13 protein-coding genes are annotated in these 14,458 nt (G+C 72.9%); 9 read left to right on the top strand and 4 right to left on the bottom strand.

The annotated features are described in order from the left end of the window. Positions 1-92 precede the first annotated feature (92 nt). Entirely contained in the window at positions 93-536 is a 444-nt protein-coding gene (locus FBY41_RS19185) for a LysM peptidoglycan-binding domain-containing protein (RefSeq protein ID WP_141846002.1), read from the bottom strand. Positions 537-785: 249 nt separating this feature from the next. Between FBY41_RS19185 and lexA the strand changes: the two genes are divergently transcribed. Together lexA and FBY41_RS19195 are read left to right on the top strand one after the other, a co-directional pair. After that, a complete protein-coding gene (gene lexA / locus FBY41_RS19190; RefSeq protein WP_141846004.1) occupies positions 786-1,523 on the top strand; it encodes a transcriptional repressor LexA in 738 nt (245 codons plus the stop codon). 17 nt (positions 1,524-1,540) lie between these two features. Then, on the top strand, positions 1,541-2,467 hold the full coding sequence (locus FBY41_RS19195) for a hypothetical protein (protein ID WP_141846006.1): 927 nt from the start codon (positions 1,541-1,543) through the stop codon (positions 2,465-2,467). A 16-nt stretch (positions 2,468-2,483) separates the two neighbouring features. On the opposite strand, the gene FBY41_RS19200 is transcribed toward FBY41_RS19195, so the two are convergent. After that, positions 2,484-3,431 (bottom strand): Sir2 family NAD-dependent protein deacetylase, encoded by a 948-nt coding sequence (locus tag FBY41_RS19200; RefSeq protein ID WP_221629348.1) that lies wholly within the window; start codon positions 3,429-3,431, stop codon positions 2,484-2,486. A gap of 84 nt (positions 3,432-3,515) precedes the next feature. Here FBY41_RS19200 and FBY41_RS19205 point away from each other — a divergent pair, with 84 nt between their 5' ends. The 6 genes from FBY41_RS19205 (at position 3,516) to FBY41_RS19230 (ending at position 10,061) form a co-directional block, all read left to right on the top strand. Continuing rightward, positions 3,516-4,463 carry a LysR family transcriptional regulator gene (locus FBY41_RS19205; RefSeq protein WP_141846007.1) on the top strand — a complete coding sequence of 316 codons (948 nt, stop codon included), beginning with the start codon at positions 3,516-3,518 and terminating at the stop codon, positions 4,461-4,463. Between the two features lie 37 nt (positions 4,464-4,500). After that, complete coding sequence (locus FBY41_RS19210) at positions 4,501-5,076, top strand: peroxidase-related enzyme (RefSeq protein WP_141846009.1); 576 nt, start codon at positions 4,501-4,503, stop codon at positions 5,074-5,076. 46 nt (positions 5,077-5,122) lie between these two features. Continuing rightward, a complete protein-coding gene (locus FBY41_RS19215) occupies positions 5,123-6,646 on the top strand; it encodes a gamma-glutamyltransferase (RefSeq protein ID WP_141846012.1) in 1,524 nt (507 codons plus the stop codon). A 101-nt stretch (positions 6,647-6,747) separates the two neighbouring features. Beyond that, the gene (locus FBY41_RS19220; RefSeq protein ID WP_141846014.1) at positions 6,748-8,103 is read left to right on the top strand and encodes an SAM-dependent methyltransferase; all 1,356 of its coding nucleotides are present in this window, start codon (positions 6,748-6,750) and stop codon (positions 8,101-8,103) included. Positions 8,104-8,143: 40 nt separating this feature from the next. Beyond that, complete coding sequence (locus tag FBY41_RS19225) at positions 8,144-8,566, top strand: cupin domain-containing protein (protein ID WP_141846016.1); 423 nt, start codon at positions 8,144-8,146, stop codon at positions 8,564-8,566. After that, a complete protein-coding gene (locus tag FBY41_RS19230; RefSeq protein WP_141846018.1) occupies positions 8,559-10,061 on the top strand; it encodes an aminotransferase class I/II-fold pyridoxal phosphate-dependent enzyme in 1,503 nt (500 codons plus the stop codon). Before FBY41_RS19225 ends, FBY41_RS19230 begins: the two co-directional genes overlap by 8 nt. On the opposite strand, the gene FBY41_RS19235 is transcribed toward FBY41_RS19230, so the two are convergent. Together FBY41_RS19235 and FBY41_RS19240 are read right to left on the bottom strand one after the other, a co-directional pair. After that, a complete protein-coding gene (locus tag FBY41_RS19235) occupies positions 10,037-12,448 on the bottom strand; it encodes a ComEC/Rec2 family competence protein (protein ID WP_260439901.1) in 2,412 nt (803 codons plus the stop codon). The two genes, FBY41_RS19230 and FBY41_RS19235, sit on opposite strands and share 25 nt — an antisense overlap. Then, the gene (locus FBY41_RS19240) at positions 12,445-13,446 is read right to left on the bottom strand and encodes a ComEA family DNA-binding protein (RefSeq protein WP_260439902.1); all 1,002 of its coding nucleotides are present in this window, start codon (positions 13,444-13,446) and stop codon (positions 12,445-12,447) included. The genes FBY41_RS19235 and FBY41_RS19240 overlap by 4 nt, the downstream gene beginning before the upstream one ends. A gap of 158 nt (positions 13,447-13,604) precedes the next feature. Between FBY41_RS19240 and purU the strand changes: the two genes are divergently transcribed. After that, positions 13,605-14,447 (top strand): formyltetrahydrofolate deformylase, encoded by an 843-nt coding sequence (gene purU / locus FBY41_RS19245; protein ID WP_141846020.1) that lies wholly within the window; start codon positions 13,605-13,607, stop codon positions 14,445-14,447. The last annotated feature ends 11 nt before the right edge of the window (positions 14,448-14,458 follow it).

Genomic DNA, 14,458 nt, shown 5'->3' on the forward strand with positions numbered 1-14,458 from the left:
GGCGTCCCGGGCGCGCTGAGGCGGGGTCGAATCGCCGTCGCACACCAGCCGCTGATGGTGGAGCCAACGCGGCCGTTGGGGGGGTCAGCCGGTCACGGGGTCGGGACGAGCAGCGTCTGACCGGCGTGGACCTGGCTGGAGGAGAGCCCGTTGGCAAGCTGGATCTCGATGACGGCGTCGGCGATCGGAAGACCGGGGAGCTCGCGGGCAGCGATCTCGGAGAGGGTGTCGCCCGACACGACGGTCACGGGGCGGGGCGCAGAACTGGCCGTCGCCAGCTGGCCGGCGAGGCCGACACCGAGCACCGCGACGGCGGTCGCGACGAGCAGCGTCACGACGAGCCGCCCGAGGCGGGTGAGCCGCAACGGCGGGTCCGTCAGGCCGACCGCTCGGGCCGTGCGCACCGACCGAGCCGACCGAGCCGCTCGAGCCGACCGAGCAGCCCGCACGGCGTCGCGACCGGTGGGCAGCAGCACGAGGTGCGCACGGCGCTCGCCCTGCTCGATGGTCGGTGCGTGGTGTGCGATGGCGCTCATGGTGACCTCCCGGTGGTGTGACCTGTGCGGTGGAGCGGCGAGCTGCGGAGAACGGGTGTTCGATCGAACGTCTGTACGATTTGTAGCACGCCTGTTCGAGGAAGTCGAGACACGCGTCGAACAGATGTTTGGCAACTCTGTTCGAATCTCATAGTCTTTCCTCACACCACACACCTCACCAGCCACCACTGACACTGGCCTCACACCGCCGGTTTCAGGCCTGGCGTCACACACCGCAAGGGGACGTTCATGGGCGTGACCGAGTTTCCCGACCGCGACAAGGGCGATGGCCTGACCGTCCGCCAGCGGCGTGTGCTGGAGGTCATCCGCAACTCGGTCGACCGCCGGGGCTACCCGCCGAGCATGCGCGAGATCGGTAACGCCGTCGGCCTGGCGAGCCCCTCGAGCGTCTCCCACCAGCTCAACGCCCTCGTCTCCAAGGGCTACCTGCGCCGCGACCCCAACCGGCCCCGCGCCCTCGAGATCGTCTCGCCCGACGCCACCGCTGCCGAGCTGCGCCACCGCGGGGGCGACGTCATCGACATCGCCTCCACGAGCGCCGAGCACGCCGGCCGTCACGATCTCGAAACCGACTCCGGCGACGCCCGCCCGCAGGCGGCCTACGTGCCCGTCCTCGGCCGCATCGCCGCCGGCGTGCCGATCACGGCCGAGGAGGTCGTCGACGACGTCTTCCCCCTGCCCAAGCAGCTCGTCGGCGAGGGCGAGCTCTTCCTCCTCAAGGTCGTCGGCGACTCGATGATCGACGCCGCGATCTGCGACGGCGACTGGGTCGTCGTCTCCCGGTCGCAGACGGCCGAGAACGGCGAGATCGTCGCCGCCCTGCTCGACAACGAGGCCACCGTCAAGACGTTCAAGCGCAAGGACGGCCACGTCTGGCTCCTGCCGCACAACCCGGCGTTCGACCCGATCGACGGCGACCACGCGACGATCCTCGGCAAGGTGACCGCCGTCCTGCGCCGCCTCTGACGTCGCGGGTGCCCTCCGTGACGCCGACTCGTGACGTGGTGCAGACCTACCGCTACCTGCGCGGCGCCATGGTGGGTCTGCTCCTCGCCCTGCTCGTCTCCGTCGTGCTCCAGTGGTGGCTCGGCACCGGCGGCTCGTGCTGGCTCGGCTCGATCAGCGCCTACTACTTCACCCCTGCACGCACGGCGTTCGTCGGCACTCTGTGCGCGCTGGGCATCACCCTGCTCGCCTACGAGGGGCACTCCCCCGAGGAGAACGTCCTGCTCGACTTCTCCGGCTTCATGGCGCTGCTCGTCGCCGCCGTGCCCACCCTTCCGGACGCGCGGTGCGGACCGAGCGCCTTCGAGGAGTCCACCGACGAGATCGCGGCCGGCATCGGCGTCAGCGTGCCGACGCTCGTGCTCGTCGCGATCGTCGCCCTCGTGGTGATCGCCGCGATCCGGGTGCGCGCGGTTCGGGGCGGGCAGCAGGCGCCCCCGTCGTCACGGCTCGTGGCGCTCTCCCTGGTCCTCGTCGGTGTCGTCGTCGTCGAGCTCGTCCTCGTGGCCGTGCTGCGCGGACCGCTCGTCGCGGTCGCCCACGGCGTCGCCGCCTCGACCATGGTGGCGGGGGCCATCGCGGTCATGGTGTCCAGCGCCGTGCGCGTCGACGAGCGGCACGGCAAGAGCCCCGCCGAGCAGGCCACGGCAACCGCCTACCGGCGCACGTACCTCACCCTCGCCGTGGTCCTCGGCGTGTTGCTGGCGCTCACCGTGGTCCTGCACCTGACCGTGGCCGGGTTCGGACTCACAATCCTCGTGGCCGAGGTCGTGATCCTCGTGCTCTTCGGCGCGTACTGGGTCGTGCAGACCGTCGAGCTGTGGGGTCTCGGCGACGAGCAGCACCCCGAGGCACGCGAGGTCGCGGGCGTCAGGCCGTGGGCGGCGGCACGCCGACGCACGTGAGGCGTGCAGGCGCGGCTCAGTGACCGAGAGCGCCGCGCAGCTGCGTCAGGGTGGAGCCCAGGGGCGCGTGCAGCCGGACGGTCGCTTCGGCGTCACCGCGCGTCGCCGAGCGCGTGACGATGGCGACGGGCACCCCACGCTGGTGGGCCCGGCGCACGAAGCGGTAGCCGCTCATCACGGCGAGCGACGACCCGAGCACGAGCACGGCCCCCGCCGCCTCGACGAGCGAGAAGCACTGCTCCACAACGGTCTTCGGCACGGACTCCCCGAAGAAGACCACGTCGGGCTTGACGGTGTCGTGACCGCACACGAGGCAGCGCGGCGTGTGGAAGGACTCCACGAGGGAGTCCTGCAGGACGATGTCGCCGTCGGGGCGCACCTGCTCGCCCCACTGGGACCCCACGGCTGCCGCCGCCTCGGCGAAGCGCTCCATGAAGCCGGGGTTGGCCTCGGTCATCCGCTCGTGCAGCCCGAGCCGCGAGGTCACCTCACCACAGGTCAGGCACACGGCCCGGTCGAGCGAGCCGTGCAGCTCGACGACGTCACTCGCTCCCGCGGCCTGGTGCAGCCCGTCGACGTTCTGCGTGATGACCGAGTCGACGTAGCCGCTCCTCTGCAGCTCCGTCACGACGCGGTGACCCTCGTTGGGCTCCGCGGCGTTGAAGCGCTGCCAGCCGATGTAGCTGCGCGCCCAGTAGCGCCGTCGGGCGTCGCTCGAGCCGGCGAACTCGCCGTAGGTCATCGGCTCGACGCGGCGCGTGCCGTCGGGCCCGCGGTAGTCGGGGATGCCCGACTCCGTCGAGAGGCCGGCGCCGCTCAGCACGACGACTCCTCCCCCGCTCACGAGGTCGACGAGGTCGTCGAACGTGCCGAGGTCGTGCGTCTCGAGTGGCAGGGTGCGAGAGGTGGCGAGCCGGGTCGACCCGCCCGGCCCCCGCGGGGGTATGCCGTCCGCCTGATGCACGCCGCCAGCCTACGTCGCGCACGCCACCCATGACTCCGGCGCTCGATCCGCCGGTAATGCATAAGTGTCGGTTATGATGAGGCCATGATCGATGCTGCCGGCCTCCGAGTCATGAAGGCGATCGCCGACGAGGGGAGCTTCACGAGCGCCGCCAACGCGCTCGGCTTCACCCAGCCGGCCATCTCGCAGATGGTGCGCCGCCTCGAACAGCGCACCGGCACGGTGCTCGTCGAGCGCTACGGCCGTCAGGTCCGACTCACCGAGGCCGGTCAGGTCCTCGCTCGCCACGCCGTCGGCGTGCTCGCGGCTCTCGACGCGGCCGAGGAGGAGATCACCGCGATCGCCGGCCTCCGCGCAGGTCGCGTGCGCCTCCAGGCCTTCCCGAGCTCGTCGGCGACACTCGTGCCCAAGGCGCTGGCGATCCTGCGCTCCCGGCACCCCGACATCACGATGACCTTCACCGAGGCGGAGCCCCCGCAGTCGCTCGCGGCCCTGCGAGCCGGTGACTGCGACGTCGCAGTCATCTTCGCCACCAAGGACGTCGATGCCGGCGAGCTCGTGGAGGACCTGTCGCTCCTCGTCACCCGCCACCTGCTCGACGACGAGCTGCGCCTCGCCACGCCCAAGGACCACCCCCTCGCACAGACCGGAACCGCCAGCCTCTCGGACTTCGCGTCGGAGGACTGGATCGCCGGCTGTCCGCGCTGCCGCGCCCACCTCGTCGGCCTCGCCGACAAGGCCGGCTTCCGGCCCACCGTCTCCTTCGAGATCGAGGACTACGTCGCGCAGCTCGGCCTGGTGACCGCGGGCCTCGGGGTCGCACTCGTGCCCGACATCATCCTCAACGCCGCCAAGCACGACGACGTCGCGACGCTCTCGCTCTCGCCCGTCTCGCAGCGCCAGATCCTCGCGGTGACGACGCCCGACCTGCTGCGGGTGCCCGCCGTGGCGGCAGCCCTGGACGCGCTCTGCGCCGCGGCCGGCGCCGACCCGTCGACCTCGCCCGCCGAGCTCGCCGCGTCGCCCGCCTGACGCGCCGGACTCCGCCCACCCGGCATACGGTGGCGTCATGGGTGACCCGACGCGCATCTCCTACCTGCCCCTGCCCGACCGCGACGACGTGCCCGACGGGGTGGCGAGGCTCTGGGAGAAGTCGCAGGAGGCCTTCGGCTTCGTGCCCAACGTCTTTCGCGCGCAAGCCGTCAACGGTGAGCAGTTCCTCGCGTGGTGGGGCTACTTCAACCTCCTCGTCAACAAGGAAGGCCACCTCAGCAACGCCGACCGCGAGCTGCTTGCCGTCGTCGTCAGCAGCGTCAACCGCTGCACCTACTGCGAGATCAGCCACGGCGCGGCCCTGCGCGCCTTCACCGATGACGCCGTGCGCGCCGACCTCGTCGCCTCGAACTGGCGCCAGGCCGACCTGCCGGACCGTGAGGCCGCGATGTGCGCCTACGCCGAGAAGCTGACGCTCCACCCGGCCGAGGTCACCGAGGGCGACCTCGAGCCGCTGCGGGCCGTCGGGCTCGACGACCACCAGATCGTCGAGCTCGTCCAGGTGGTCGGGATGTTCAACCTCACCAACCGCGTCTCGACCGCCCTGGGCTTCGTGCCCAACCCCGAGTACCACCAGATGGGTCGCCCGTGAGGCGAGACGGTATGCCGCTGCCTCGCCCGGACGACACAATGCCGTCATGACGCGTGTCGCCCTCGCCGCCACCGGACCCGCCGCGCTCGAAGCCGGCCTCGAGTGCGCGGCCGAGGGCGGTGGTGCGGTCGACGTCGCCATCGCGGCCGCCCTCGCGGCCATGTGCACCGAACCGGGCGTCGTCAGCCTCATGGGCGGCGCCTTCGTCAACGTCTGGCCGGTGGGCGAGCACCCGGTCGTCATCGACGGCAACGTCGAGATGCCGGGTCGCGGGCTGCCGGAGTCCGCCTTCGGCCACGGCGTGCGCGAGGTGCGCGCCGACTACGGAGGCGGCGTCACGATGGGCGCGGGGCACGGCTCGGTCGCCAACTCCGGGGCCGTCCACGCGCTTGCGGTCGCGCGCGACCGCTACGGCCACCTCCCCTGGCGGCGCCTCGTCGAGCCGACCGCCCGCATCTGCCGCGAGGGCTACCCCATCGGTGCCTCGGCGGCGCTCTACCTCGGCATCGTGCGCGACACGCTCTTCGGCACGGACCCCGAGGCCCACGCCCTCGTCACGGGAGCCGACGGCGGGGCGATCCAGCCCGGCGAGACCTCGACCAACCCCGACCTCGCCGACATCCTCGAGCTCCTCGCCGTGCAGGGCCCCTCGCTGTTCACCACGGGCGCGGTCGGGCGGGTGCTCGTCGATGACATGGCCGCCAACGGCGGTCTCATCACCCGTGCCGACCTCGAGGCCTACGAGCCCGCGCTGCGCACGCCGACGATGCGGGCCGTCGGCGGCTGGACCGTCGCGCTCAACCCGCCCCCGTCGGTCGGTGGCCCGATGCTCGCGGTCATGCTCGGCGAGCTGGCCCGCCGAGACCACCGGTCCTGGGCGGACGTCCTCGACATCCAGCGGCGCGTCCTCTCCTACCGCCTCACGGTGCACGACCAGTCGCGCGACCTCGACCACGACGGGCACGCCCTACTGGCCGCGGTCGAGCGGCACGGGCTCGTCGGCCTGCCGACGTCGGCGTCGACCGCCCACATCTCGGCGGTCGACGAGCAGGGCAACGCGTGCGCGATCACGATGTCGTCGGGCTACGGCGCCGGCATGGTGATCCCCGGAACCGGAATCCTGCTCAACAACGCCCTCGGTGAGCCGGAGCTCAACCGGCTCGGCCTGCACGCCGTCGCCACGGGCACCCGCCTCGCCTCCAACATGGCGCCGACGACCGCCCGGGGCGCGGCCGGGTCCGCTCTCGCGGTCGGCTCGCCCGGTGCCGATCGCATCACGACGGCCCTGCTCCAGGTGCTCGGGCACACGATGCTGGGGGGCGACACCCTGCAGGAGGCCATCGACGAGCCGCGAGCCCACGTCCGCTTCATGCCCGACGGCAGGGTCCGCGTCGACCACGAACCGTCCGCCACGATCTCCGAGGGGATCGCGCAGCTCGGTCTCGACTCCCACGAGTACCCCGGCCCCCACATGTACTTCGGCGGCGTCGGTGCGGCCGAGCTCGGGCCCCAGGGGCTCATCGCCGCCGGTGACGCGCGACGCGAGGCCGCGGTCGGGGTATCTGCCTAGCGGCCGTCCTGTCCGGGTCGCGCCACCCATCCGCGGCGGGCCCGGCACCGAACCTCCGGGGAACGACGCACACCAGCCGACCCCGCTGAGAGGCCATCGCGATGACCACGACCGACGACCGTCCTGCCGCCACCCCCCGAGCGGTCGCTCCGGAACGCACCGGAGCCATCGCTCCCCAGCTCGCCGACCTCGTCTCGCCGTTCTTCGGTGGCAAGCTGCCGATCCGCATCCGGGCGTGGGACGGCACGACCGCCGGCCCGACGGACGGCACCGCCGACGCCCCGACCGTCGTCGTGCGTGACCGCGACGCCCTGCGGCGCCTCGTGCGTCACCCAGGGGAGCTCGGACTCGCCCAGGCCTACGTCACCGGCGAGATCGACGTCGAGGGCGACCTGCGGAGCGGCTTCCGGCGCGTCTGGTCGAGCGTCCGCGCCGCGGCCGCGAGCCCGGCCGCCCACACGTCCGCGAACCCCGCTCCGACGCGACTGCCCCTCATCGCCAAGGCGGTGCGCACGGCATACGGGCTCGGCGCGATCGGGCTGCCACCGCAGCCCCCGGTGTCACAGGCACGTCTGCGCGGCCGGCTGCACACGAAGGCCCGCGACCGTGGCGCGATCGAGCACCACTACAACCTCTCCAACGACTTCTACGCCCTCATCCTCGACCCGCAGATGGCCTACTCGTGCGGCTACTGGACGACCGACGACGCCGGCTACACCGTCGAGGACGCCCAGCGCGACAAGCTCGACCTCGTATGCCGCAAGCTCGGCATCGAGCCGGGAAGCCGCCACCTCGACATCGGCTGCGGCTGGGGCTCGCTGTCGCTGCACGCGGCCGAGCGCTACGGCGCGCACGTGGTCGGGGTGACGATCTCGAGCGAGCAGAAAGCCTTCATCGACAAGCGGATTCGCGAGCGCGGCTTGGGCGACCGGGTCGAGATCAGGCTGCAGGACTACCGCGACGTCACCGACGGGCCCTTCGACACGGTCTCCTCCATCGAGATGGGCGAGCACGTCGGCAAGGGCACCTACCCGGCCTTCACCGCACAGATCCACCACCTCCTGCGGCCGGGTGGACGGGCGCTCGTGCAGCAGATGTCGCGCACGTCGCGGCCGGGCGGCGGCCCGTTCATCGAGGCGTTCATCGCGCCCGACATGTACATGCGCCCCGTCGGTGAGACGGTCGCGCTCATCGAGGAGTCCGGGCTCGAGGTGCGCGACGTCCATGCGCTGCGGGAGCACTACGTGAGGACCGTCGACGCGTGGTACGCGACGTTCGAGGCGAACTGGCAGCGTGTCGTCGGGCTCGTCGGCGAGGAGGTCGCCCGGGTCTGGCGGCTCTACCTCGTGGGCGGCGCACTGGCCTTCGAGGAGGGGCGCATGGGGGTCGACCAGATCCTCGCCGTCAAGCCCACGCCGGGCGGTGGCAGCGGTATGCCGCCCGTGCGGGCCTGGTGACCCCTGCTCCCCCTCGCGGGCGGTCGGCGATGATGGGCGCATGCGTCCCGCCCTTGCCGACACGCTCGACCTCCAGCCACACCCCGAGGGCGGCTGGTTCGCCCAGACGTGGGTCTCCCCGGAGTCGGTGACGCTGGCGGACGGGCGGGTGCGGCCGACGGCGACGCTCATCCACTTCCTGCTGCCGGCGGGCGACCGCTCGGCGTGGCACCGGGTCGCCTCCGACGAGATCTGGCTCGCCCACACGGGCACCGTGGTGCTGGAGCTCGGCGGGTCCGGCGACCAGCCGGAGGCTGAGCACCGGCTGACCGTGGGCGTCGCCGTCGCGGCCGGCGAGGTGGCGCAGGCCCTCGTGCCCGCCGGCGTGTGGCAGCGCACCGTGTCCTCGGGCTCCGACGCCCTCGTCAGCTGCCTCGTCTCTCCCGGCTTCGACTTCGCGGACTTCGAGCTCGCCGATGGGTGAGGCGCCGGACCCTCGCGACCCGAGGGGCCTTCGGGCCCGCGCTCCCCTGCTCGATGCGTGGCTGAGCCACGCCGAGCGCTCCCCACACCCCTTCACCATCCCGGGGCACAAGCAGCGCACCGACCTCGTCGGCGACATCGTGCGTGACGACGTGCCCCTCTACGGCGGCCTCGACGAGGTGAAGCTGAGCGGCGGCCTGCTCCAGCGGGCCGAGGCCCGCGCAGCCCGGGCCTGGGGCGCGGACCTCTGCCGCTTCTCCGTCGGTGGCTCGACCCACGGCAACCAGACTCTCGCCCTCGCCGTCGGGCGCCCGGGTGACCGGGTCGTCGTGCAGCGCACCCTCCACCGCTCGATGCTGCTCGGGCTCGTGCTCGCAGGGCTCGAGCCCGTGTGGGTCTCCCCGGAGCTCGACGTCCGCTGGGGTATGCCGTGTGGCCTGGCCCCCGAGACCCTCGCCGCCGCGCTCGGCGCTGCTCCCGACGCCAGGGCGGTCTTCGTCACCGACCCCTCCTACGTCGGGACGGTCGGCCGTGTCGGTGACCTGGCGGACGTGGCGCACGCACACGGCATACCGCTCGTCGTCGACGCTGCGTGGGCTGCCCACTTCGGCTGGCACCCCGACCTGCCGCCGCACGCGCTGGCACAGGGGGCGGATGCCCTCGTGACGAGCGCCCACAAGACCCTGCCCGCGTGGTCGCAGGCCGCGCTCGTGCTCGCCCGGACCGAGCGGATCGACCCCGCCAGGCTCGATGCAGCCTTCGAGGCGACGCACACGACGAGTCCTGCCGGGGCGATCCTCGCCAGCACGGACGCGGCCGTGGCCCTCCTCGAGCGCGACGGCGAGGCACTGCTCGGCGACCTCATCGACCTCGTCGCGGACGCACGCCGGACGCTGGCCGCGGTCGAGGGTGTGGTCGTGCTGGAGGGGACGCACGTCGACCCGGCGAAGCTCGTCGTGCTGCTCGCAGGGACGGGCGTCGACGGGGTGCTCGTCGAGCGCGACCTCATCGCGGCCGGTCTGCCGGTCGAGATGGCCGACCGCGACACCCTCGTTGCCCTCGCCACCCTGGCGGACGACCGTTCGAGCATCGGCCGTCTCGTCGAGACCTTGACGGCCGTCGTCGAGCGCCACCGCGCAGAACCTCGACCCACGGTGCCCGCGGCCTCGTGGTCGGTCGTGCCGGTCCAGGGCTGCAGCCCTCGCGAGGCGTTCTTCGCCGACCGGGAGCGCCTCCCGCTCCGCGCCGCGGTCGGGCGCACCAGCACGGAGCTCGTCGCGCCCTACCCGCCCGGCGTGCCGGTGCTCGCTCCGGGTGAGGTGGTGACCGAGCACGTCGTCGGCGCCCTCGAGTCGGCTCGGGCGGCAGGGGTGCGCATCGCCTACGCCGCGGACCCCTTGCTGACGACGCTCGACGTCGTCGCCGAGCCCCGTGTCGCAGGACCGGTGTCACTGGCCCGGGCGACGCCCGCTCACGGTGACACGACGGCCAGCTGACCGTCGCGGCTCACCACGGCAAGGTCACCCTCGAGGTCGGTGCGGTGCACCTCGAAGCCGCGGGCGTCGAGGGCTGCCAGGGTCGACGGCGTCGGATGGCCGTAGTCGTTGTCCTCACCGACGCTGATGAGCGCGACCCGACCTGCGACGTGGTCGAGGAGACGGTCGTCGCGGTTCCCCGAACCGTGGTGGGCCACCTTGAGCACGTCGATGTGCCCCCACCGATGCGGATCGGCCTCGACGTCGCGCAGCACGGCTGCCGCCGCCTCGCGCTCGATGTCGCCCGCGAGGAGGAAGCTCACCCCACCGACGTGCAGCGTCAGGACGACCGACCCGTTGTTGGCGACGGAGCCGGCGTCGATCCGACGAGCGGGCCACCACACGTCGGCCGCCACCGCCCCGACCTCGAGGTGCTGACCCGCCCGCAGCTCGCCGACCCGGGTGTGCCGCGTGGCGGCGAGCCGGCCGACCGCCTCCGCCTCGCCGGGTGGGTCCCTGACGGGCGAGCTGCGGATCTCGGCGACCGGCCACTCGGCGAGGACCCCTGCGAGCCCTTCGACGTGGTCTGCGTGGAAGTGCGTGAGGACGACGAGGTCGACCGCCTCGATGCGCAGCCGCTGCAGGCACCGGGAGATGCTGTCAGGGTCGGGTCCCGCGTCGACGACGACCGCTCGACCCGGACCGCTGTTGACCACGAGGCCGTCGCCCTGACCGACGTCGCAGGCGACGAGCAGCCAACCGGGCGGTGGCCAGGCGACGGCGCGTGTCGGTGCCGACAGCCCGATCGTCACGAGCACCACTGCGGCGGCGACAGACGGGCGGGTGCGGCCCCGGTGCCACGCCCACGGGATAGTGACGATCACAGCCATGGTCAGCGCAGCGAGACCGATTGCGTGCCAAGCAGATTCACCCCACGGGATCGACACGACGGGTGCTTCGGCGCAGCGGCGAGCGACCCAGGCGATTGCCTGGGCAGGCACGGCCGCACCCCACGCCACCGTCGCCGCAGCCCACGGCCAGGCCAGAGCCAGCACGGCGACCACGACCCCGGCGATCGTCGCCGGGCCGACGAAGGGTGCGGCGAGCAGGTTGGCCACGACGGCGATGACGGAGACCGACCCCTGGAGCGGGACGACGAGCGGTGCGCACACCGCCTGGGCGGCGAGGGGCACGGCGATCACCGGCCCGAGCCAGCCGAGCCGGCGGGGCAGGCCGGACGCGATGGTGGCGCCCCACGGTCGCACGAGGACGAGCAGCCCCAGGGTCGCCGCCGATGACAGGGCGAAGCCGTACGAGCGGGCCAGCCATGGGTCCCAGACGAGCAGCGTCACGACGGCGCCACCGAGCACGGGCACACCGGCCCGCCGCCGCGAGGTCGAGAGGGCGAGCAGGCCGACCGCTCCCATGACGGCGGCGCGGATGACGCTCGGCTCGGGACGTGCCACGGCGACGAACGCCGCGAGCACGAGCACGGCGACGAGCGGTCGCCAGCGTCGTCGGATCCCGAGGACCCCACAGGCCCAGACGGCTGCGGCCACGACAAGGGTGACGTTGGTGCCCGACACGGCCGACACGTGGCTCAGCCCGGTCGCGAGCATCGCCTCGGTGAGGTCCTGCGGGGTGCGGCTCGTGTCACCGACGACGAGAGCCGGCACGAGGCCACGGGCGTCGGACCAGACGTGCCCGGTCGCGGTGCGGAACCGCGTGCGCACGTCCTCCGCCGCCTCGAGAACCGCGCCGGGACCACCAAGCACCCGCGGGGCACCGAGCGGCCGACCCACGGCGACGACGTCATCGCCCGGCTCCGCGGGGGCGAGCCTGGCCACGACCTCCACAGTGTCGTTCCACCGCAGCCCTGCCCACGCGGAGGCGGGCCCGACGACGAGGACGGGGGTCGACACCTGCGTGCGCACGCCTCGGCCGACGACCGAGTCGACCGCGATCCGCACGACGACGACCGGCCCTCCGCGGTCACCGCTCGAGGCGACCGGGCGCGGGTCGGCGGCGAGGCTGCCGACCATCGTCACGACCGCGCCCGAGCGAGCGAGACCCTCGACGGGACCAGCCGTGCGGATCGTTCGCTGGGCAGCCGCTGAAAGGAGCAGCAGCGCGGAGAGGGCCAGGGTGAGCGCGATGAGCCGGCGCGTCGCTCCGGGCGCAACCACCCACCCGCTTCGCAGGACGAGTGCTCCGGCGAGCAGCAGCGCGAGCAGCGCCGCGCACCACACGACCGCGACGTCGACGAGCAGCCCCGCAAAGGCGGTTACCAGCCAGGCGAGGGCGACGGGAGCGAGCAGGCGCAGGTCGAGGCGGGGCCCCTGCTTCGACCTGCGCCGCGGTGCGAGCCCGCGCCACGTGCGCACCGTCGCGGAAGTCGGAGCGCTCACAGGGTCACTCGCGGGCGAAGTCGAGCGAGCAGCGTGTCGCCGATTCCGCTGACCTCCCCGAGCTCGTCGACCGACGTGAAGCGACCGTGCTCGGCCCGCCAGTCGAGGATCCGTTGGGCAAGAACCGGGCCCACCCCGGGCAGGCTGTCGAGAGCCGCGAGGTCTGCCGTGTTGAGGCTGACGCTGCCGCCGACGCCACCACCACCCCCGCCCGCTCCCCCGCCGGCTCCCCCACCAGTCCCGGCCCCTGAGCCACTGCCTGCTGCCGGAGCCGCGACAGCCTCCCCCGGCTTCGGGACGTGCAGCTGCTCACCGTCGATGAGGAGCCGCGCGAGGTTGAGCGCGGCGAGGTCGGCACCGGATCGCGCGCCACCCGCCGCGGCCACCGCATCGGCGACCCGGGCCCCCTGACGCAGACGCACGAGACCCGGTCTGACCACCTGCCCGACGACGTGGACGACGATCTCGCCACCCCCCGCGCTCGGCTCTGACGGACCCGACGTCGTGGGTCTGGAGGTCGCTGGGATGCCCGAGCCGTCGGCCGTGCGCGCGGCGACCGGCGCACCGTCGGTGCCCGTCACGAGCACTCCGGTCGCGCGACCCCCACCTGTCACGGGGACCCCCACACCGGCCGACCGCTCGGCCCACAGCACTCGCACCGCGAAGACGCAGCCGACAGCGACGACGAGGGCGACCAGCGCGACAACCGTCGCGTTCGACACCGACCACCGTCCGAGCCGCATCGGCTCGGGGGTCGTCACGACTCCCGGCCGCCGAGCCCGTCTGAGGTCGGCGTCCAGCTGCTCGAGGGCAGTCGGAGGGCCGACCGAGGGCGATGGGAGCACCGGCACCCACCCAGGCCGCCGCTCCGTCACCGCGCCCTCGCCCTCGCCCACGCCCTCGCCCTCGGGGTGCCGCGGACCCTCCCCGGCGCCACCCCCGAGGATGCGTGCCACCCGCTCGAGGTCAGGCGGTGGCTGGGCGCGGCGGGGCGGCATACCCCGACGGTAGGAAGCGGGCACCCACCCTCGGCCACCTCTAGGCGCGGCTGGGGACAACCGGGCCCGTTGCCCGGGAGGTGTGGACAGGCGCCACCACCCGAGACACGCCCGGGCCCGATTCACGCCCGTCAACCCTGCTGGTCCAGACTGCTCCAATGGCCCGGCACATCATGACCCTCACGTGCGACGACCGACCCGGCATCGTCGCGGCGGTCTCGGCGGCACTGCTCTCGGTCTCGGCCAACATCGTCGAGAACCAGCAGTACTCCGACGAGGCGACCAACCTCTTCTTCATGCGCACCGTCTTCGACGCCGAGTCAGCCGACGTGCCGCGTGTGCTCGACGCGGTGCGGGCGAGCCCCGCGATCGCGGAGGAGCAGCTCGACGTGCGTCCGGAGGCCGAGCGCTGCCGCACCGTCATCCTCGTCAGCAAGTTCGACCACTGCCTGCTCGACCTGCTGCACCGCTGGAAGTCGGGCGACCTGCCCATCGACATCGTCGCCGTCGTGTCGAACCACGAGGACTGCCGCGGCCTCGTCGAGTACTACGGCCTGCCCTTCACCGTCATCCCGGTGACGAAGGAGACGAAGGCCGACGCCGAGGCGCAGCTGCTCCGGCTCGTCGAGGTCGAGGACGTCGGGCTCGTCGTGCTGGCGCGCTACATGCAGATCCTCAGCGACGGCCTCTGCCGGGCGCTCGAGGGCCGCGCGATCAACATCCACCACTCGTTCCTGCCCGGCTTCAAGGGCGCCAAGCCCTACCACCAGGCGCACGACCGCGGTGTCAAGCTCATCGGAGCCTCGGCCCACTACGTCACGGCCGACCTCGACGAGGGACCGATCATCGAGCAGGACGTCGTGCGCGTCACGCACGCCGAGTCGCCCGAGCGGCTCGTCGCCATCGGGCGCGACGTCGAGCGGCGCGTGCTCTCCCGCGCGGTCCGTGACCACGCCGAGTCGCGCGTCTTCCTCTCGGGGCACCGCACGATCGTCTTCTGACGCCAGTCACC

This window comes from Humibacillus xanthopallidus, from assembly GCF_006716675.1.
GTDB classification, from domain to species: domain Bacteria; phylum Actinomycetota; class Actinomycetes; order Actinomycetales; family Dermatophilaceae; genus Humibacillus; species Humibacillus xanthopallidus_B.